Raw genomic sequence first — 19,101 nt, forward strand, 5'->3', positions numbered from 1 at the left:
GTGACACAGGCCCAGCCGACCATCGGCGGGAAGGCGCCGGCGGCACCGCCGATGACGATGTTCTGCGGCGTCGAGCGCTTCAGCCACATCGTGTAGACGACCGCATAGAAGAAGATGGTGAAGCCGAGGATAGCGGCGGCAAACCAGTTGACCGCAAGGCCGAGGATGACCACCGAAAATACCGAAAGCACCAGGCCGAAAGCCAGGGCCTCGGTCGGCTGGATGCGGCCAGCGGGAATGGGGCGGGTCGCCGTGCGGGTCATGACGGCATCGATATCGGCGTCATACCACATGTTCAGCGCGCCAGAAGCGCCGGCACCGACGGCGATGCACAGGATCGCGATGGCGCCGAGAAATGGATTGATCGAGCCCGGCGCGAGTACCAGGCCGGCAAAGGCGGTGAAGACCACAAGCGACATGACGCGCGGCTTCAGCAGTTCGAAATAATCGCGCGGGCCGGCTTCGGAGAGGCGGACTTCGCCTTCCATACCGAAAAGATCGCGATTGTCGATGACTGTCATATTCTTAAACTCGCCTTCCAAGGTCTTGACGGGCGCCGCGATCTTCAAGGTCGCGGCGCCCGGTTTCTGTCTGTCGGCTGAATCGACGCTTACTTGATCTTCGGCAGCTGTTCCCACTGGTGGAACGGCGGCGGCGAAGACAGCTGCCATTCCAGCGTGGTCGCACCTTCACCCCAGGGATTGTTGCCAGCGAGGCGCTTCTTGGCGAAGGCTTCGAAGACACCGTAGAGGAAGATCAGGACCGCGAAGGCCGAGATGTAGGAGCCGATCGACGAGACATAGTTCCAGCCGGCAAATGCATCCGGGTAGTCGATGTAACGGCGCGGCATGCCGGCGAGGCCGAGGAAGTGCTGCGGGAAGAAGACCATGTTCACACCGATGAACATGACCCAGAAGTGCAGCTTGCCGACGAACTCGTTGTACATGTAGCCCGACATCTTCGGGAACCAGTAGTACCAGCCAGCGAAGATTGCGAAGACGGCGCCGAGCGACAGAACGTAGTGGAAGTGGGCCACGACGTAATAAGTGTCATGCAGCGAACGGTCGAGGCCGGCATTGGCGAGCTGCACGCCCGTCACACCGCCAACGGTGAACAGGAAGATGAAACCGATCGCCCAGACCATCGGGGTGCGGAAGGTCAGCGAGCCACCCCACATCGTCGCGATCCAGGAGAAGATCTTGATGCCGGTCGGCACCGCGATGACCATGGTTGCGAAGAGGAAGTAACGCTGCGCCTGCAGCGACAGGCCGACAGTGTACATGTGGTGCGCCCACACGACGAAGCCGACGGCACCGATGCCGACCATGGCATAGGCCATGCCGAGATAGCCGAAGACCGGCTTCTTGGAGAAGGTCGAGACGATGTGGCTGACGATGCCGAAACCGGGCAGGATCAGGATGTAGACTTCCGGGTGACCGAAGAACCAGAACAGGTGCTGGTAGAGGATCGGATCGCCGCCGCCTTCCGGCGCGAAGAAAGTCGTGCCGAAGTTGCGGTCGGTGAGCAGCATGGTAATGCCGCCGGCGAGAACCGGGAGCGACAGCAACAGCAGGAAGGCCGTGACCAGAACGGCCCAGGCAAACAGCGGCATCTTGTGCAGCGTCATGCCCGGAGCGCGCATGTTGAGGATCGTGGTGATGAAGTTGATCGCACCGAGGATCGATGATGCACCGGAAACGTGAAGCGCGAAGATCGCAAGGTCGACGGCCGGACCGGGCTGGCCGGAAGTCGCCAGCGGCGGATAGAGCGTCCAGCCACCACCGACGCCGTAAGCGCCTGCCGGGCCTTCGACGAACATCGACAGGATCAGCAGCAGGAAGGCCGGCACGATGAGCCAGAAGGAGATGTTGTTCAGACGCGGGAAGGCCATGTCCGGCGCACCGATCATGATCGGGATCATCCAGTTGGCAAAGCCGCCGATCAGGGCCGGCATGACCATGAAGAAGATCATCACGAGCGCATGCGCCGTGGTGAAGACGTTGAACATATGCTTGCCGCCGTCGATGGCAGCATCGCCTTCGAAGCCGTAAACGATGGAAGCCAGACCGTGGAAGATCTGGATGCCGGGCTCCTGCAGCTCCATGCGCATGGCGACCGACAGCGCGCCGCCGATGATGCCGGCGATGATCGCGAAGATCAGATAGAGCGTGCCGATGTCCTTGTGGTTGGTCGACAGAAACCAGCGAGCAAAGAAGCTCGGCTTGTGATCGTGATGGTCATGATGCGCGCCATGGGCGTGATCGTCGTGGGCAACAGGTCCAGCCATTGTCCGCACTCCTTATTAGTTCGAAACGTTTGCGGCGGTCTGGACGGCAGCCGGAGCACCGTCGACAGCTGCCATGAGCGCCTTGTTTGCGCCAGCGAGGTCGCTCGTTGCCGCCCGAGCCCAGGCAGCATACTTTTCTTCCGAGACCACGCGGATGGCGATCGGCATGAACGCATGGTCCTTGCCGCACAGCTCCGAACACTGGCCGTAGTAGAGACCTTCGCGCTCGGCAGTGAACCAAGTTTCGTTCAGGCGGCCCGGGATAGCATCGATCTTGACGCCGAATGCCGGCATTGCAAACGCGTGGATAACATCGGTCGGCGCTGCGGTGACCAGCATGCGGACCACCTTGTTGACCGGAACGACGACTTCGTTGTCGACGGCGAGCAGGCGCGGATAACGTGCAATGTCTTCCTTGCCGGCCGCGGCGCGATCGGTATCTTTGAGCAGATAACTGTCGAAGGCGACAGCCTGCTCGCCCTGATATTCATAGCTCCACAGCCACTGGGTGGCGGTCGCCTTGATCGTCAGGTCGGGATTTTCCGGCATCTTCAGCTGATAGGTCAGCAGGTTGAAGGAGGGAATGGCAATGGCGAAGAGAATGAGTACCGGCGCAACTGTCCAGACAATCTCGATCGCGGTGTTGTGGCTGGTCTTCGACGGCACCGGGTTGGCGCGCGCGTTGAACTTGACGACCACGAGAATGAGAAGGATCAGAACGAAAATCGTGACCGGCACGATGAACCAGAGGGTATATTGCTCAAACCATCTGATCTGCGACATGATCGGCGTTGCCGCATCCTGTAGCGTCATCTGCCAGGGCCTGGGCTGGTCGGCGAAGCTTACAGAAGCGAAAAGCAGACAGGCCAGCGCGGCCAATACTGCATAGGTTCTCTTCATCACGGTTAAGTCTCCCACAAGCGCTTGATCCACATCAAACCATAGCGCAAAAATCATGCTAGTGTCGTCGTTTCAAATCATAGATTGGCCGCATTCGCAATACGCCGCTGGCAAAGCCCGTGCGGCATTTTGCGCTTCATCAATTGACAATGGTCTCAAGTGCATGGCTTTCGCCCGTTGGGGTTGGCGACGGCGCCAATCTTGCTGCCGGAAGGTGAAATGCGGTCCCAATTATGCCGCACTCCCCCTTAAAACAGTCGGCGGGGCTTTCATTTCCCCACCCCCACGACAAGAATGTGCGGGATGATTCGTTTTCCAGAGGTATCCATGGGTCTCCCAAGACTGCTTTGGTCCGGCTTGACCGCAGGCGCCCTGTTCGTTGGCGCGCTTTCCATGCCGGCCCAGGGCCAACAGCCACAACAACCGCCCGGCACGATCCGCTCCAACCATGGCGCATGGTCGGTGATCTGCGACAAGCCGGCCGGCGCGACGGTCGAACAATGCGCGCTGATGCAGAATGTCATCGCAGACGACCGGCCGGAAGTCGGCCTGTCCGTCGTGGTGCTGAAGACCGCCGACCGCAAGGCGCGGATCCTGCGCATCCTGGCGCCGCTCGGCGTGCTGCTGAAAGACGGCATGGAGCTGTTCGTCGACGGCAACAATATCGGGCGGGCCTATTTCACCCGCTGCTTCTCCGAGGGCTGTTATGTCGAGGTCGAGATCGACGAGGAGCTGATGAAGATCCTGCGGGCCGGCAAGGCCGCGGTCTTCGCGCTGCGTGAATCCGCCGACCAGGACCGCGTCGGTATCCCGATCGAGCTCGCCGGCTTCGGCGAAGGCTACGACAAGCTGCCTTGATACAAAGGAGTGGAGTTCCGGCTCCGCTTTTCGTGATGACCGGAATGGTGCGGGCAGGCCGAGCAGGCTTGCCCCTTTTCGTCTGGGCGCCTACATGCAGGGGCCACGGCCAAGGAGACCAGCATGACCCAGGACCTTCTCTCCCTCTTCGATTGCGACGAGGCAACCTTGACGAAGCGCGTCGCGGACGCCCTGGCCGGGGCTGATGACGGCGAACTCTATATAGAGCACGCCCAGGCGGAATCGCTGACCTTCGACAATGGCCGCCTCAAGGGCGGCTCGTTCAACACCGACCAGGGTTTTGGGCTGCGTGCGGTTGCCGGTGAAGCGGTTGGCTATGCTCATGCCGGCGAGCTTTCGCTCAGCGCCCTTTCGCGCGCGGCCGATGCGGTAGGCGCCGTCACGCATGGCCATTCCGGCTCCTACGCAGCAGCACCGCAGCGGACCAATGCCAAGCTCTACGGCGAGGACAATCCGATCGGTTCGCCGACCTTCGAGGAGAAGGTCAAGCTGCTGTCCGAGATCGACGCCTATCTGCGCGACAAGGATGCGAAGGTGCGCCAGGTAACCGCCTCGATCGCCGCCAGCTGGCAGGTGGTGGAGATCCTGCGCGCCGACGGTCACCGGGTGCGCGACATAAGGCCGATGACCCGGATCAACATTTCCGTCATCGCCGGCCAGGGCGAGCGCCAGGAAAGCGGCTCCTTCGGTGTCGGCGGCCGCATGGGTTTTAACGAATTCCTCAGCGAGGAAAGCTGGCACAAGGGTGCCGATGAGGCGCTGCGCCAGGCGCTGGTCAATCTCGAAGCGCAGGAAGCACCGGCCGGCACGATGGACATAGTGCTTGGCAATGGCTGGCCGGGCGTCATGCTGCACGAGGCCGTCGGCCACGGCCTGGAAGGCGACTTCAACCGCAAGAAGACCTCGGCCTTTGCCGGACTTCTGGGCGAGATGGTCGCGGCTCCCGGCGTCACCGTCGTCGACGACGGCACGATCGACAACCGCCGCGGCTCGATCACGGTCGACGACGAAGGCACGCCGTCCGCCTATAACGTGCTGATCGAGGACGGCCGCCTCGTCGGCTACATGCAGGATCGGCAGAACGCCCGGCTGATGGGCATGAAGGCGACCGGCAACGGCCGGCGCCAGGGCTATGCGCACCAGCCGATGCCGCGCATGACCAATACCTTCATGCTGTCCGGCGACAAGACGCCGGAGGAAATCATCGCCTCGGTCAAGAAGGGCATCTATGCCGTTTCGTTCGGCGGCGGCCAGGTTGACATCACGTCTGGCAAATTTGTCTTCGGCTGCACCGAGGCCTATCTGATAGAGAACGGCAAGATCGGCGCGCCGGTCAAGGGCGCCATGCTGATCGGCAATGGTCCGGACGCAATGAAGCGGATCTCTATGATCGGCAACGACACCAAGCTCGACACCGGCATCGGCAACTGCGGCAAGGCCGGCCAATGGGTACCGGTCGGCGTCGGCCAGCCGCATCTGCGGATGGACCAGATCACCGTCGGCGGCACCAAGGCTTGACCGCATGCCGCCGAAGCACAGGCCTCGGCGGCAAATTCGTCTCCCCTCCCCTTCGATCCCTGGAAAGCAATCCGCGCATCATGCTGCCACGCCCACCAAAAGCCGTGATCTTCGACATGGACGGGTTGCTGATCGACAGCGAAATACATTATCGCAACGCGCTGATGGCAGCCGGCGCGGAACGCGGCCTGTCAATGACCACCTCGCTCTACGATGGCATGCTCGGACAACCCTGGTCGGGCAACGCACAACTGCTGAGGGCGCACTATGGCGCCGATTTCGATGCCGAGAGTTTCCGCCCCATCTGGCTTTCACACTTCAACCGCTTGATGGCGCAGGACCTGCGCCTCAAGCCCGGCGTCGTCGAACTGCTCGATCGGCTCGATCGGCTCGAGCTCCCGCGTGCCATCGCCACGTCCTCGGCGCATCATCAGGTCGAGCACCACCTGGCCGGTTTCGACCTGATCCGCCGCTTCGATACGGTGGTGGCGCAGGGCGACTACAAGCGTGGCAAACCGGAACCGGACCCCTATCTTGTGGCAGCGGACAGGCTTGGCATCGCAGCCACCGATTGCCTGGCGCTGGAGGATTCGCACAACGGCATCCGCTCGGCATCATCCGCCGGCATGATGGCCGTGATGGTGCCGGACCTGCTGGCGCCGACGGACGAGATCGTCGGGCTCTGCGCCCATGTGGTTCAGGACCTGCTGGAATGCCTCGCCTTCTTCGAGGGACGGCATGAGGCAAGGGCCTGAGGCGCTTGCGGTTCGGGTGGAATGCGCGATGATCAAAGGATGAACGAAAAGCCGAAACCCCTACCCTTCGATGACCTGACGTTTCCGACGGACGATAATCCGGACGCAGCGCTGGAAGAATGGCAGAAGAAGAAAATCAGACGTGGCCTGAAAGCTGCCGATGAAGGGCGTTTTGCAAGTCCCGACCGCATCAAGGCAATCGTAGCAAAATTCGTCCCAAATGGCTGAGATCCTGTGGACCGATGACGCAGCTCAAGATTTTGAGGATATCGGTACATATGTAGGCTAAGACAGCCCCAAATCCGCAGAGAAGATCACTCGCCGAATTGGTGAAGCGACGAGTTTCCTTGCCCATCACCCCAATGTGAGGCGGTCAGGGCGCGTCGAAGGTACCCGCGAGTTGGTCGTATCCGGAACGCCATACATCGTCATCTACCGTGTCGCGAACTCTCGGGTGGAGATCATCACCATCCTGCATGCCGCACAAAGATGGCCCAATACTTCCGACCAGCCCCCTCACCCGCGGGCGGGCATCAACACACAGTCGTAGCGGTTCTGCACCAGCATGTCGCAGGCCGCGCGGGCTTCGTCCTTGGTGACAAAGCCCGTGAAGCGGGCGCGGTAGAATGTCGTGCCGTTGCGCGTCACCATTTCGGTATAGGTATCGAGACCCTGAAGCGGCTGGCCGATCTTGCTGCGGGCATCCGACAGCATATCCATGGCGGCCTGGGCGCTGGTCGCGGCGGCAATCTGGATCTGCCATTTGCGATCCTTGGCGCTCGTCGACTGTGTTCTGGCCTGGGACGACGCCTGGATTGGCGCTACGTCAGCGCCGATGATGGCGCGCGGTACGGGTGCGGCAAACGGCTGTTCGCTGGAGGCGACACTGCCGCCGGCATAAGCTGTCGCGGTCGAGGCCGGCGCGGCGGAGGCACCCGCCATGCTTTCGACGGCAGCAACCGCCGATGCGCGCGGGGCCGGAACAGGCACGGCGCCATCCAGGCGGGCGATATCCATCTGCACGCCGGTCGAGCGGCTGACCAGCAGCTTGCTGCCGGTGGAAGCCTTGCGGATATTGGCCGTAATCAGCTTTTCCATAACCTTGTCGCGGCTGGCGGCCGTGCGGCCACCCATGACGACGCCGATGACCCGGCGGCCATCGTCCTCGACAGCGCTCACCAGATTATAGCCGGAGGCATTGGTATAGCCCGTCTTGATGCCGTCCATGCCCTTGTAGCGATACATCAGATTGTTGTGGCCATTGATCGTACGACCGCGGAAGGTGAAGCTCTTGGTGGCAAACAGCTTGTAGTCTTGAGGAAAGTCACGCATCAGCGCGATGCCGAGCGTCGACATGTCGCGCGCCGTGGTGAACTGCTGGTCGTGCGGAAGACCGGATGCATTGAAGAAGGTGGTGTTCATCATGCCGAGCGCACGGGCCTTGCGGGTCATCATCCCGGCGAATGCTTCCTCGGAACCGCCCAGCTTTTCGCCAAGTGCCGCCGCGGAATCATTGGCCGACACAATGATCAGCGACAGAACCGCTTCCTTGACAGTGATCTTGTCACCAGCCTTGACGCGCAGCTTGGTCGGCGGGCGGGCGGCGGCGTATTTCGAGAAGGGAACCGGGCTGTCCCAACTGAGTTTGCCGGCGCGGATCGCATCAAGCGCCATGTAGATGGTCATCATCTTGGTCAAGGATGCGGGGTGATTGAGGGTATCGGGGTTTTCTGATGCGAGAACTTCGCCGGTGCGGGCATCAAGCAAGAACTGAGCACTGCCTGCATGAGCCGTCGTCGAAAGTGAAAAGACCGCCACGCAAAACGACAGTACGATCATTAACTTGCTCATGAAAACTCCAATAGCCGCCTAGATCTGGATGACTGTTCCGGCAAAACTGATTCCCGCAACGCACCGGACGCGGGAGTGCGCTTAGGGCAAGAATGGGGCGACAATCAGCCAAGCGGGATCATGTGAAACCAATCGTCCCCAAGAGTTGCAACTTTTATGGTTACCGTCATGTTAATGTCACAGGGCAAGATGATGCCCTGCTGCGATATCGGCCGCGTCTTCTCAATTGCTACATGTTTCACTGCATCATTGAGCGAAGCTTAACCTGTGTCCGCATAGGTTGACGCTTTGAGGAGAGCGGGGCATCGAAATCCCGCGCGGTGTCATGACGAAGGCGGATTTCAAACGGCTGCTGCGACGGCTGGCAATCACTGGTGGGCTGGAGGTTGCTCACGGTCTGGCGAAGCTTGGCGTTCTTGCGTCGGCACGCGGCCGCGGGATGATCCTGACATTGCACCATGTCCAGCCATTCAGGCCGGCTGCGTTTGCACCCAATCGTCACCTGGAAATCACGCCCGAATTCCTGGAAAAGACAATCCTGCAACTGAAAGCCGCCGGATTTCGCTTTGCCCGGCTGGATGACGTGCCGGCGCTTATGGCGGAGGGCGAACCTGGGGCGCCGTTTGTCGTCTTTACCCTGGATGACGGTTTCCGCAACAATGCCGAACATGCCGTGCCGATTTTCGAGCGTCATGGCGTGCCCTGCACGATCTTCGTCTGCAAGGGCCTGTCCGAGCGCAGCCATACGATGTGGTGGGAGACGGCCGCCGCGCTGATCGGCGCGCAGGACCAAGTCACCCTCGATTTCGGCGGTGGTGCGATCGCCTTCGACACGCGCACGCTTTCGGGAAAGCTTGGTGCTTTCGACCATGTGTGCAAACAGATCTTCGTCGGCGATGAGACAAGAGCTATCGAAAGACTAAACGCCACGGCGCAGAGTGCTGGAATAGACCCGCATGCGATCGTCGCGGATACGGTGATGAATGCGGACGAACTGCGTGCCCTGGTGACAGGACATCCGCTGGTCTCTTTCGGCGCGCATACGGTAAGCCATCGCGGCCTTGGCTTTCTGCCGGACGACGTGGTGCTCGACGAGCTCAACCAGAGCGCCGACTATGTGGCAACGCTTTCCGGCTCCCGACCGACGACATTCGCCTATCCCTATGGCGACAGACGCAGCGCCACGCCGAAAACGGCGGCGCTTGCCGACTGGGCCGGCTTCAAATTGTCGGTGACGACACGACCGGCAACGCTTTGCTGCAATGCCATGTCAGCGCCGCAGAGCCTGCCGCGCCTGTCGCTCAACGGCTTTTACCAGAAGCCCCGCTATGTCACCGCGCTGACGTCAGGCATTCCAACCAAACTCGCCTATGGCGGCTGCTGACGTCCGCTGCCGCTACCGTGCCTTATATAAATAGGTCACGGATACATGCGGACCTTTGACCAGGCACCGGTGGATGTCTCGCGACGGAACTCGATGCGATCATGCAGGCGGAACTTGCGGTCGTGCCAGAATTCGATCGATTGCGGCACGATGCGGAAACCCGACCAGTGTGGCGGGCGCGGCACGTTGCCAAGCGCGTAGCGGGCGGTGTATTCGGCGACCGATTTTTCCAGCGCAAAGCGGCCTTCCAGCGGGCGCGACTGCTTCGAGGCCCAGGCGCCGATGCGGCTGCCGAGTGGACGGGTCGCGTAATATTCATCGGCCTCTGCATCGGAGACGACCTCGACCGCACCGCGAAGACGCACCTGCCGGCGCAGGGATTTCCAATGAAAACACATTGCCGCCTTGTTCTGGCCGAGAATTTCCTGTCCTTTCTGGCTCTCGAAATTGGTGTAGAATACAAACCCTCGGCTATCAAAACCCTTGAGCAGAACCATCCTGACATTTGGAAGGCCATCCGCATCCACGGTTGCCAGCGCTACCGCGTTGGGATCGTTGAGCTCTGACGCCACGGCATCCTGCAGCCAGGCGCCAAACAGGGCGAAGGGTTCACTCTCTTCGGTAAAGTCACCACTTGTTAACCCGATATCCGACATATTGCCTCAAATGCTCCTGACCTTCATGATAGGTGTCCAGAACGCGGTATTGGACGGGACCCCATTTGGAAGTAGACATAGCAAAGTCGGTCGAGCGTACAAAGGGTAGGTGCATGAGCAAACGCAAGATCCTTCTCGCTCTTGCTGCGACACTTCCGCTCAGCGGATGCTTCGGCGGCAGCATGGACCTCTTCGGTTCCGACACAGTCGACAGCTCGATCTCGACCAATACCATCTCCAAGGGCCGCGCTTCTGGAAACGGGTCCGACGAACTGACGGTGCAGAGCGCCGTGTCGTCGGCAGATCTGTCGAAGACCGAAGGCAAACCCCTGCCCTGGGCCAATGCCACGACCGGCAGCGCCGGTGTCGTCACCGCGATCCAGGAAGAAAAGGGCCAGGGTGTCATCTGCCGCAACTTTTCGACGACGCGCCATTCCTATGAAGGCATCGCCTATTTCTCCGGCAAGACCTGCACATCCGGCTCCGGCAACTGGCAGCTGCTGAGTTTCGACCGTCAATCCTGATTTCGTTCGGATTTGAAACGTTTGCTTAAGCAAACAGGAAGAAACACCACGTCGCAGCTTCTGACCCGTAAGATTCAATTAGCTCCTTGCGTGCGAACCTCCCCAGACATTGTAACGCCGAGACCGCATGACAATTTCGCGGGACGGCTTTGAGTATTCGCCAGTGACCGCTCCATGATCCGGATGCGCAACTGGTCGATTGATGTTGGTGGCGTTGATGCGAGATTTTTATTCAGTCCTCGGCGTTAAGCGCGATGCGGGCGCAGACGAGATCAAGGCGGCTTGGCGCTCCAAGGCGAAAAGCGTGCATCCCGATCAGAATCGCGATGATCCGCTGGCCAACAACCGTTTTGCCGAAATCGGCCGTGCCTACGAAGTCCTGAAAGATCCAGCAAAACGCAACCGGTATGACCAGCAACGCGTGAAGGTCGAGGCGATGGAACGCGAGCAGACGATCATGCAGCAGCGCCAGTCGGCGCGCGAAGCTGCCGAAAAAGCAAAGCAGGCAAAGGCCAATGCCGAGCGCATCCTGGCCGAACTTGCCCAGGCCGAGGCCGCAAAGGCAAAGGCCGACACGGCGGCAGCGCAGGCGGCTCAGGCCGCCAAGGCCGCGCAGGCACAGGCCCAGAAAACCCAGGCACAGGCCCAGACGGCGCAAGCCCAGTCAGCTCAGACAAATGCGAAGGCCGAACAGACAGACGCGAGCCAGGGCCAAAGCACCCATCCGTCCCAGCAAACACAGTCAACGGCCGGTGCCGGCCAACAGGACAAGAAGGCCGGCAGCGCCAGCGCGCAATCCGGCAAGCCCGAGGGTCCGGAAGATCTGGTCAGCAGAATTTTCGGCGAGAGCCCCGAAGCTGCCGCTGTGGCTGAGAGCCTGAAGCGCGACGCCGAAGCCGCCGAACTCAACGAAGGCACGCCGCTTCGTGCGCCAAGTTCACCGCTGCTGGCGCCTATCGAACTGATCAGCTCGCTGGTGCGTCGCATCCGCGGCGTTCCGCCGCCACCGCCGGAAAAAGCACCGGATGTCTTTTCCGAAGCCGTTGTCGCGATCAGCGACCTGCTCGAACAGAAGTCCGTACCGATCACGCTCAATGACGGTCGTGAAGTGCGCGTACCCCTCGATGGCGTGACCGATGGCCATGTCGTTCGCCTGAAGGCGCAAGGGCTGAAATTCCAGGGCATGCAGCGCGGCGATGTCGCGGTCACCATCAAGGTGATGCGGTCCGAGAAATTCCTGGTCGACGCCTATGACATTCGCACCGTCCTGCCGATCACTCTGGAAAATGCCGTGCTCGGTTGCGATGTCGAAGTCGAGGGGCTGGAAGGCATGGTGAAGGTCACCGTTCCCGCCTGGTCGAACTCGGATCAGGTCATCCGCATCGATGCGCTCGGCCTGCCGGACGGCGCCGGCGGACGCGGTGCGCTGCTGGTCGAGCTTCGTGTCATGCTGTGGGAAAAGCCGGACGAGAAGGTCACCGACCTGATGCGGCTGATGCGTGAAGGGCTCTATCTCTAACGCCTCCGACCGCCTGTCGCCTGCGCCGGGATATGGTCTGCGATCGCTGCCCGGCCAGCCGGCGCGGCCCTGGACTGCGTCGATGATCAACGCCCTTTTTCATGAAATTCCACAGCCGAGAATCGTCCGGCCACGCGCGCGACGCACAGAAAAATCACCACGCCTATTCGCCATAAATCGAGCTTTCACGTTGTGTTATGGCGGTTTTTTGATGAACACACCCTTTGTTACGCTACCTAACAGTTGATGATCCGGTTCAATCTTGTACGCCGGAACGGCCTATGCCATAGGCAGTCCATCGAAAGTATCAGGGGATCACAACATGGCTCAAGGTTCCGGCCTTATGGCAGGCAAGCGCGGCGTCATCATGGGCGTTGCAAACAATCGCTCCATCGCATGGGGCATTGCCAAAGCCTGTCACGACCAGGGCGCTGAGATCGCCTTTACCTGGCAGGGCGATGCGCTGAAGAAGCGCGTCGAACCTCTGGCGCAAGAGCTCGACGCCTTCCTGGCCGGCGATTGCGACGTCACCAATCTCGACAGCATCGATGCCGTCTTCAACAATCTCGAAGCCAAGTGGGGCAAGATCGACTTCGTCGTGCACGCGATCGCGTTTTCCGACAAGGACGAGCTGACCGGCCGCTACATCGAGACGACCCGCGACAACTTCGCCAAGACGATGGACATTTCCGTCTATTCGTTCACGGCAGTCGCCGCCCGCGCCGAAAAGATCATGAACGACGGCGGATCGCTGCTGACACTGACCTATTACGGCGCCGAGAAGGTCATGCCGCATTACAACGTCATGGGCGTTGCCAAGGCGGCTCTCGAAGCTTCCGTGCGCTACCTCGCTGTCGACATGGGCGGCCGCGGCATTCGCGTCAACGCCATCTCGGCCGGTCCGATCAAGACGCTGGCCGCTTCGGGCATCGGCGATTTCCGCTATATCCTCAAGTGGAACGAGTATAACTCACCGCTGAAGCGCAATGTCACGACCGATGAAGTCGGCACCTCCGGCATGTATCTGCTGTCGGATCTGTCGACCGGCGTTTCCGGCGAAGTCCATCACGTCGACTGTGGTTACCACACGGTCGGCATGAAGGCCGTCGACGCGCCGGATATCTCGGTCGCCAAGGACTAAGTTCAGGGGTCTGTCGCCGTGCTCATCTACATGATCCGACACGGCCAGACCGACTGGAACGCCGAAGGCCGGATGCAGGGTCAAAAGGACATTGACCTCAATGCGACCGGCCGCGGCCAGGCGATGCGCAACGGCGAAATGCTGGCGCATGTGCTGGGCGACAGCGTCGCCCAGTTCGACTTCGTCGCCTCGCCGCTCAGGCGCACGCGCGAAACCATGGAGCGCCTTCGCGCCGAAATGGGTCTGGATCCCCTCGCCTATCGGCTCGACGAGCGACTGAAGGAACTGTCCTTCGGCGACTGGGAGGGCTTCACGCTGGCCGAGCTGGCAAAGGCCGCGCCAGAACGGGTCAAGGAACGCGCCCGGCGCAAATGGGGCTTCATTCCGCCCGGCCAGGATGCCGAAAGCTACGAGATCCTGTCCTGGCGCATCGGCGCCTGGCTGAACTCGGTGGAGCAGCCGACGGTCTGCGTCAGCCATGGCGGCGTCATTCGCAGCTGCTTCCGCCTGATCGGCGGCATGGACGAGGACGAAGCCTGCGAGATCAATATACCGCAGGATCGGATCCTCAAGATCGACCGCGATGCCGGCGTCATAGGCTGGATGTAAAACAACAGGATTGTTCAAATAGAAAACGGCGGAAACCGGTCCGGGGTCTACGCCGTCGCACCGTATTCAGCCGGTCTACTGGATGACTTCGAGATCGTCCACGACACGCTTGCCGTCGACTTCCGTGTAGAACACGATGACCTTCTGTCCGCTTTCCAGACCGTCGAAATTGAACTCCGCCGGCACGGTATAGGTCTTGCCGTCGTCGAGCACGAGACTCATGCTGTCGACGTTGACCGCCTCGATGGTTGCCTCGACGTCATCACTGCCGGCAAAGGCAGAGAGAGGAGACAAGAAGCTTGCCGTAGCAAGCAAGACAGAAATGACGATGCGCATGCGGACCACCCTCGACCAAACGACTAAAAATATATGTTTCAAAATAGCCTCCCGAATGTGGCAAAATTCGCCCGCAGATGTGACCTTTTCGCAAAGATTGTGGACCGTAACGAGGGCGGGGATCAACCCTCCCCACTTTGATATTCGCGGCTGATCGGCAATCTCGCACAAGATTTCCCGCCGAACGCTGAGAAAGTCAAAAATGGTCAAACGGAACCATGGGTTAGATGCGCTGCTGTTTTGTTCGGGCAAGGCTAAATTAACCCGCCGCCTATAGACTTCCCGTAACTTGGGGTGACAGGAATTTTACAGTTGCGTATCTTCGATGCAGGACAGCGCCAAGACGGCGAAGGGTGGAGCAAAGGCGTTCTATGGCTCGTCTTGGGTGGCGTGATCAGCACGGTGATCATCGGCGCCGGCGTGATGATCGACCGCAGTTCCGCACAATACGAACAGCAACGCGTCGAGCATGAAGTCGCTGATGCCCTTCGGCATGCACAGGTATCGATTCGCAACCGGCTCAATCTCGATGTCGCCAATGCCCTGGCGATCGCGGACGATATAGCCGACGATCCCATGCTGTCACCGACAGAGCTGAACCGCACGATCAACAAGATCGTCTCGCGCGACCCGCATATCACCACCGTCGCCTTCGTTCCGTTGAATGATATCCACAGGATGGCGTTCCAGCCGAAGCTGTCGCTTGCGCGCAATACCGTTGAACTGAGCATTCCGGTGCCGCCGCCGAGCTGGGAGGCGACCAAGGCGTGGAAACTGATGACCGTTTCATTGGACATCACCAAGATCTTCGACGCCGCCGGGCTTTCGGATCTCTCGGCTGCCGATGGCTCCGCCTCTCCCGCAGATCTCGATCACGGCCTTGACCGGCTGCATCTGGCGATCGCGACCGCCGGACCCGACGGAAGAATGCTGTTCGGCACGGCCAGCATCCACGACGAGCAACCGATCGCCCAGGAATTCAGCCATCACGATCTCTCCTTCGTGCTTTATGGCGCGCCTGCCGAGGGCTGGGATGCGGCCATGAGCCGTCTGATGCCTACCAGAATGATCGTGCTTTCCACCGTTGCCGCGATGATGGTGCCGGTGCTGCTCGCGCTGTTCCTGCTGCGCGAGCGCAATCGCAATATCAGCCAGCTGCAGGGTCGCGAGGAAAGACTGATCGACCTCTCGCACCGCTTCCAGCTGGCGATGGAAACGTCGAATATCGGCATCTGGGATATCGATGAAGAAACCCATGGATTACATTGGGACGAACGTTCCGCCGGTCTGCATGGCCTTCCCGTCAGCCAGACGGACAATGAGGATCGTCTGGCCGACTGGTACGCCACCATCCATCCCGACGATGTGCAGAAGGCCGAGCAACAGTTCTTCGACTGCGTGATCGCCTGCACGGAAACGGTCTGGGATGTCACCTACCGTATCGAGCTGTCCGACGGGACCTGCCGCTACCTGCGCTCGGCCGGAGCCAGCTCCATCAATGAACGCGGCAAACGGCGCCTGACGGGCATCGTCTGCGACGTGACAACCGATACCCTGGTGACCCAGTCTCTGAGCCAGGCCAAGGAAACCAGCGACATCAAGAATGCCGAGCTTGAACTGGCGCTCGATGAGTTGTCCAGCCGCGAGCATCAGCTGGCGGAACTGTCGCACAGGCTCGACCTGGCGCTGGCATCCTATAACTGTGGGATCTGGGAAGGCGACCCGGTCAGCCGCACCGCCGTCTGGGACGAGCGCATGCACCAGCTTTACGGCCTGCCCTACAGCGAACAGCCGGTGACGGAACATCAATGGATGGCCTGCCTGCATCCTGACGAGCGTGGCGACATCCTGATCACCACCAAACGGGCAACGACCAACGAACAGACACTCAACACCATTCAGCGGGTCATCCTGCCGAACAACGAAGTCCGCTACATTCGCTCGGTCGGGCAGGCGCATTTCGGCCGGGACGGGAAGAAGAAGCTGATCGGCATCGCTTTCGACGTGACAGCGGATTCGCTTCTGGCCGAGCAGTTGCGCTCGGCGAAGGCAGAAGCGGACATGCGCAATATCGAACTGGAGCTGGCCAAGAACCGTATCGAGTTCAATGCATTGCATGACCCGCTGACGTCGCTTGCCAACCGGCGCAAGCTCGATCTGGAACTGGACACGCTGACACGCAAGGGCGAGAGCCAGCGGCACAAGTTTGCCATCCTGCATCTCGATCTCGATCGCTTCAAGGAGATCAATGACACGCTTGGTCATGCGGCGGGCGACGCCATGCTCGTGCATGCATCGCGCGTGCTGATGCGGCATGTGCCACGCGGCGATCTGGTCGCGCGTATCGGCGGCGACGAATTCGTCATCCTAGCGCGGCGGGCGACGACGATGGACGAGCTGACAGACCTGGCGAACCGGATCATCACGGAGATGCGCCATCCGATCGACTTCGAAGGCTTCGACTGCCGTTGCGGCGTTTCGATCGGCATTGCCCAGTCCGTCGGCATGGCCCCCGATGCGCGCAAGGTCCTGATCAACGCGGATATCGCGCTCTACCAGGCCAAGGAAAAGGGTCGCAACTGCTACGAATTCTTCACGCCGGACCTGCAGGCGAACATCATCGCCAAGAAGCGCATGGCCGACGACATGCTGACCGGGCTTGAGCGCGACGAATTCATCGTGTGGTACCAGCCACAGTTCGAAACCAACAGCATGCAGCTTTGCGGCGCCGAGGCTCTGGTGCGCTGGCGCCATCCCGATCGCGGCGTACTGGCGTCCGGCGCCTTCCTCAAGGTTGCCGAAGACCTGAACGTCATGGCCCGCATCGACCAGCTGGTGCTGCAGACGGCGCTCAAGGACCAGATGCGCTGGACGGCGCTTGGCGTGCAGGTGCCACGCATATCGGTGAACGTCTCGTCCAAGCGACTCCATGACGAAAACCTGATCGAACAGCTGGAAGGCCTGAATGTGCCGCAGGGGTCGATCTGTTTCGAACTGGTGGAATCCATCTTCCTCGACGAAAGTGACACGATCGCGACCAGCAATATCGACCGGATCAAGGCGCTGGGCATCGATATCGAGATCGATGATTTCGGTACCGGTCATACCTCGATCGTCAGCCTTCTGAAGCTAAAGCCGAAGCGGCTGAAGATCGACCGGCAGCTAGTCATGCCGATCACCACCCAGCCGCAGGAACGCAGCCTGGTGCGCTCGATCGTCGAGATCGCCGGATCGCTCGGCATCGAGACGGTGGCGGAAGGGGTGGAAACCCACGAACATGCCGCACTGCTGCGCCAGCTCGGCTGCGACTATCTGCAGGGCTATGCCTTTGCCAAGCCGCTGTCCTTCGAGGATTTCAGCCGTTTCGTCACCCGCCTGCCGCAGAGACAGGCGTCCTGACGGCAGTTGCCGTGTCCGAAGCCGCCCGGACACGCGTTTGCCCGCCGAGTGCCCGGCGGATTGCCTGGGCAATTGGATTGCGCCTGTTTGGGCGAAACAAAGAAACATCCGCCTGCTTTTTGGGTCACAACAGGTCGAAAAGCGCTTCACACCCTTCCTGCATTTGCTCTATGAGTGACGCCATCCAAGGCCCCAGTCGGCGAGCATGCCTCGCCGGCCAGAATGGAGCGGTTCGTCACCCATGTCGCATAACACCTTCGGTCATCTCTTCCGCGTTACCACCTGGGGCGAAAGCCACGGACCAGCGCTTGGCGCCGTTGTCGACGGCTGCCCGCCCGGCGTCCGTTTCCGCCAGGAAGACTTGCAGGTCTTCATGGACAAGCGCAAACCCGGCCAGTCGCGGTTCGTCACCCAGCGGCGCGAGGACGATATCGTCAAGGTTCTGTCGGGCGTGATGCCACAGGAAGACGGGTCGATGATCACCACCGGCACGCCGGTGTCGCTCTATATCGAGAACACAGACCAGCGCTCGAAGGACTATGGCGACATCGCCAAGCGTTACCGTCCGGGCCATGCCGACTTCACCTATGACCTGAAATACGGTATCCGCGACTATCGCGGCGGAGGACGCTCGTCGGCCCGCGAGACGGCGGCGCGCGTCGCGGCCGGCGCGCTGGCGCGGCTTGCCATGCCCGGTGTTACCATTCGCGGCGCGCTCACCCAGATCGGCACCCACAAGATCAACCGCGACAACTGGGATTGGGCGCAAGTCGATCAGAACCCGTTCTTCTGCCCGGATGCCTCGATGGTTCCGGTCTTCGAAGACTATCTCGACGGCATCCGCAAGGCTGGCTCCTCCGTCGGCGCGGTCATCGAAGTAGTCGCAGAGGGCGTTCCGGCCGGCATCGGCGCGCCGATCTATGGCAAGATCGACCAGGATATCGCGGCCAACCTGATGTCGATCAACGCCGTCAAGGGCGTGGAGATCGGCAATGGCTTCGGGGCGGCTGAAATCACCGGCGAGGAAAATGCCGACGAGATGCGGATCGGGCCGGACGGCAAGCCGGTCTTCCTGTCCAACCATGCCGGCGGCGTGCTGGGGGGGATCGCCACCGGCGAGCCGCTGGTCGCGCGCTTCGCCATCAAGCCGACCTCGTCGATCCTGACGGAACGCCGCTCGATCGATTCCGACGGCAACGAAGTGGATGTGCGCACCAAGGGTCGCCACGACCCCTGCGTCGGAATTCGCGCCGTGCCTGTCGGCGAGGCGATGCTCGCCTGCACCATTCTCGACCATATTCTGAGGGATCGCGGCCAGACCGGCCGCCTGAAGTGAGGTTCTC

At 60.9% G+C, this 19,101-nt stretch carries 17 protein-coding genes and 1 pseudogene; 12 read left to right on the plus strand and 6 right to left on the minus strand.

Annotated features, from left to right (window positions below; all coding sequences use genetic code 11):
- From PDO_RS18195 to coxB, 3 genes are all read right to left on the minus strand, one after another.
- Positions 1-521: protoheme IX farnesyltransferase (locus tag PDO_RS18195; protein ID WP_037074611.1), on the minus strand; the 521-nt coding region annotated here is incomplete at its 3' end.
- 89 nt (positions 522-610) lie between these two features.
- A complete protein-coding gene (gene ctaD, locus PDO_RS18200) occupies positions 611-2,287 on the minus strand; it encodes a cytochrome c oxidase subunit I (RefSeq protein WP_007605410.1) in 1,677 nt (558 codons plus the stop codon).
- A gap of 15 nt (positions 2,288-2,302) precedes the next feature.
- Positions 2,303-3,187, minus strand: a complete 885-nt coding sequence (coxB, locus tag PDO_RS18205; RefSeq protein ID WP_007605411.1) for a cytochrome c oxidase subunit II — start codon at positions 3,185-3,187, stop codon at positions 2,303-2,305.
- Between the two features lie 327 nt (positions 3,188-3,514).
- Between coxB and PDO_RS18210 the strand changes: the two genes are divergently transcribed.
- The 5 genes and pseudogenes from PDO_RS18210 to PDO_RS29495 form a co-directional block, all read left to right on the plus strand.
- Positions 3,515-4,045 (plus strand): invasion associated locus B family protein, encoded by a 531-nt coding sequence (locus PDO_RS18210; RefSeq protein WP_007605412.1) that lies wholly within the window; start codon positions 3,515-3,517, stop codon positions 4,043-4,045.
- A gap of 123 nt (positions 4,046-4,168) precedes the next feature.
- Positions 4,169-5,584: a metalloprotease TldD gene (tldD, locus tag PDO_RS18215; RefSeq protein WP_007605413.1), complete on the plus strand. Its 1,416-nt coding sequence runs from the start codon at positions 4,169-4,171 to the stop codon at positions 5,582-5,584.
- An 80-nt stretch (positions 5,585-5,664) separates the two neighbouring features.
- Positions 5,665-6,339, plus strand: coding sequence for an HAD family hydrolase (locus PDO_RS18220; RefSeq protein WP_007605414.1), 675 nt, complete (start codon positions 5,665-5,667; stop codon positions 6,337-6,339).
- 39 nt (positions 6,340-6,378) lie between these two features.
- Positions 6,379-6,567: a hypothetical protein gene (locus tag PDO_RS18225; protein WP_007605415.1), complete on the plus strand. Its 189-nt coding sequence runs from the start codon at positions 6,379-6,381 to the stop codon at positions 6,565-6,567.
- A 76-nt stretch (positions 6,568-6,643) separates the two neighbouring features.
- Positions 6,644-6,889: pseudogene (locus PDO_RS29495) on the plus strand (type II toxin-antitoxin system RelE/ParE family toxin); the annotation flags it as partial.
- Here PDO_RS29495 and PDO_RS18230 read toward each other — a convergent pair.
- Complete coding sequence (locus tag PDO_RS18230) at positions 6,856-8,190, minus strand: D-alanyl-D-alanine carboxypeptidase (RefSeq protein WP_007605416.1); 1,335 nt, start codon at positions 8,188-8,190, stop codon at positions 6,856-6,858. The pseudogene PDO_RS29495 and the gene PDO_RS18230 sit on opposite strands and share 34 nt — an antisense overlap.
- 325 nt (positions 8,191-8,515) lie before the next feature.
- On the opposite strand from PDO_RS18230, the gene PDO_RS18235 reads away from it, so the two are divergent.
- Positions 8,516-9,574 carry a polysaccharide deacetylase family protein gene (locus PDO_RS18235; protein WP_007605417.1) on the plus strand — a complete coding sequence of 353 codons (1,059 nt, stop codon included), beginning with the start codon at positions 8,516-8,518 and terminating at the stop codon, positions 9,572-9,574.
- A gap of 35 nt (positions 9,575-9,609) precedes the next feature.
- On the opposite strand, the gene pdxH is transcribed toward PDO_RS18235, so the two are convergent.
- On the minus strand, positions 9,610-10,230 hold the full coding sequence (gene pdxH / locus PDO_RS18240; RefSeq protein WP_007605419.1) for a pyridoxamine 5'-phosphate oxidase: 621 nt from the start codon (positions 10,228-10,230) through the stop codon (positions 9,610-9,612).
- 65 nt (positions 10,231-10,295) lie between these two features.
- Here pdxH and PDO_RS18245 point away from each other — a divergent pair, with 65 nt between their 5' ends.
- The 4 genes from PDO_RS18245 to PDO_RS18260 all read left to right on the plus strand — a co-directional run bounded on the left by PDO_RS18245 (position 10,296) and on the right by PDO_RS18260 (position 14,023).
- Positions 10,296-10,754: an RT0821/Lpp0805 family surface protein gene (locus PDO_RS18245; protein ID WP_037074599.1), complete on the plus strand. Its 459-nt coding sequence runs from the start codon at positions 10,296-10,298 to the stop codon at positions 10,752-10,754.
- 217 nt (positions 10,755-10,971) lie between these two features.
- Positions 10,972-12,273, plus strand: a complete 1,302-nt coding sequence (locus PDO_RS18250; protein ID WP_007605423.1) for a DnaJ domain-containing protein — start codon at positions 10,972-10,974, stop codon at positions 12,271-12,273.
- A 322-nt stretch (positions 12,274-12,595) separates the two neighbouring features.
- Positions 12,596-13,414 carry an enoyl-ACP reductase FabI gene (gene fabI, locus PDO_RS18255; protein WP_007605430.1) on the plus strand — a complete coding sequence of 273 codons (819 nt, stop codon included), beginning with the start codon at positions 12,596-12,598 and terminating at the stop codon, positions 13,412-13,414.
- An 18-nt stretch (positions 13,415-13,432) separates the two neighbouring features.
- Positions 13,433-14,023, plus strand: a complete 591-nt coding sequence (locus tag PDO_RS18260) for a histidine phosphatase family protein (RefSeq protein WP_037074602.1) — start codon at positions 13,433-13,435, stop codon at positions 14,021-14,023.
- 75 nt (positions 14,024-14,098) lie between these two features.
- Here the strand turns inward: PDO_RS18260 and PDO_RS18265 are convergent, their stop codons facing one another.
- Positions 14,099-14,359, minus strand: a complete 261-nt coding sequence (locus PDO_RS18265; protein WP_007605441.1) for a DUF1344 domain-containing protein — start codon at positions 14,357-14,359, stop codon at positions 14,099-14,101.
- Positions 14,360-14,671: 312 nt separating this feature from the next.
- On the opposite strand from PDO_RS18265, the gene PDO_RS18270 reads away from it, so the two are divergent.
- Both PDO_RS18270 and aroC read left to right on the plus strand, forming a co-directional pair.
- A complete protein-coding gene (locus PDO_RS18270; RefSeq protein WP_007605443.1) occupies positions 14,672-17,758 on the plus strand; it encodes a bifunctional diguanylate cyclase/phosphodiesterase in 3,087 nt (1,028 codons plus the stop codon).
- Positions 17,759-17,999: 241 nt separating this feature from the next.
- Entirely contained in the window at positions 18,000-19,094 is a 1,095-nt protein-coding gene (gene aroC, locus PDO_RS18275) for a chorismate synthase (protein WP_007605445.1), read from the plus strand.
- The last annotated feature ends 7 nt before the right edge of the window (positions 19,095-19,101 follow it).

Origin of the sequence: Rhizobium sp. PDO1-076 (assembly GCF_000247475.1) — a bacterium.
GTDB lineage: Bacteria > Pseudomonadota > Alphaproteobacteria > Rhizobiales > Rhizobiaceae > Allorhizobium.

Coding starts and splice junctions, on each gene's coding strand:
- tldD (WP_007605413.1), top strand. CDS start 4,169: ATGACCCAGGACCTTCTCTCCCTCTTCGATTGCGACGAGGCAACCTTG.
- PDO_RS18250 (WP_007605423.1), top strand. CDS start 10,972: ATGCGAGATTTTTATTCAGTCCTCGGCGTTAAGCGCGATGCGGGCGCA.
- coxB (WP_007605411.1), bottom strand. CDS start 3,187: ATGAAGAGAACCTATGCAGTATTGGCCGCGCTGGCCTGTCTGCTTTTC.
- PDO_RS18230 (WP_007605416.1), bottom strand. CDS start 8,190: ATGAGCAAGTTAATGATCGTACTGTCGTTTTGCGTGGCGGTCTTTTCA.
- aroC (WP_007605445.1), top strand. CDS start 18,000: ATGTCGCATAACACCTTCGGTCATCTCTTCCGCGTTACCACCTGGGGC.
- pdxH (WP_007605419.1), bottom strand. CDS start 10,230: ATGTCGGATATCGGGTTAACAAGTGGTGACTTTACCGAAGAGAGTGAA.
- PDO_RS18265 (WP_007605441.1), bottom strand. CDS start 14,359: ATGCGCATCGTCATTTCTGTCTTGCTTGCTACGGCAAGCTTCTTGTCT.
- PDO_RS18220 (WP_007605414.1), top strand. CDS start 5,665: ATGCTGCCACGCCCACCAAAAGCCGTGATCTTCGACATGGACGGGTTG.
- PDO_RS18235 (WP_007605417.1), top strand. CDS start 8,516: ATGACGAAGGCGGATTTCAAACGGCTGCTGCGACGGCTGGCAATCACT.
- ctaD (WP_007605410.1), bottom strand. CDS start 2,287: ATGGCTGGACCTGTTGCCCACGACGATCACGCCCATGGCGCGCATCAT.
- PDO_RS18225 (WP_007605415.1), top strand. CDS start 6,379: ATGAACGAAAAGCCGAAACCCCTACCCTTCGATGACCTGACGTTTCCG.
- PDO_RS18210 (WP_007605412.1), top strand. CDS start 3,515: ATGGGTCTCCCAAGACTGCTTTGGTCCGGCTTGACCGCAGGCGCCCTG.
- fabI (WP_007605430.1), top strand. CDS start 12,596: ATGGCTCAAGGTTCCGGCCTTATGGCAGGCAAGCGCGGCGTCATCATG.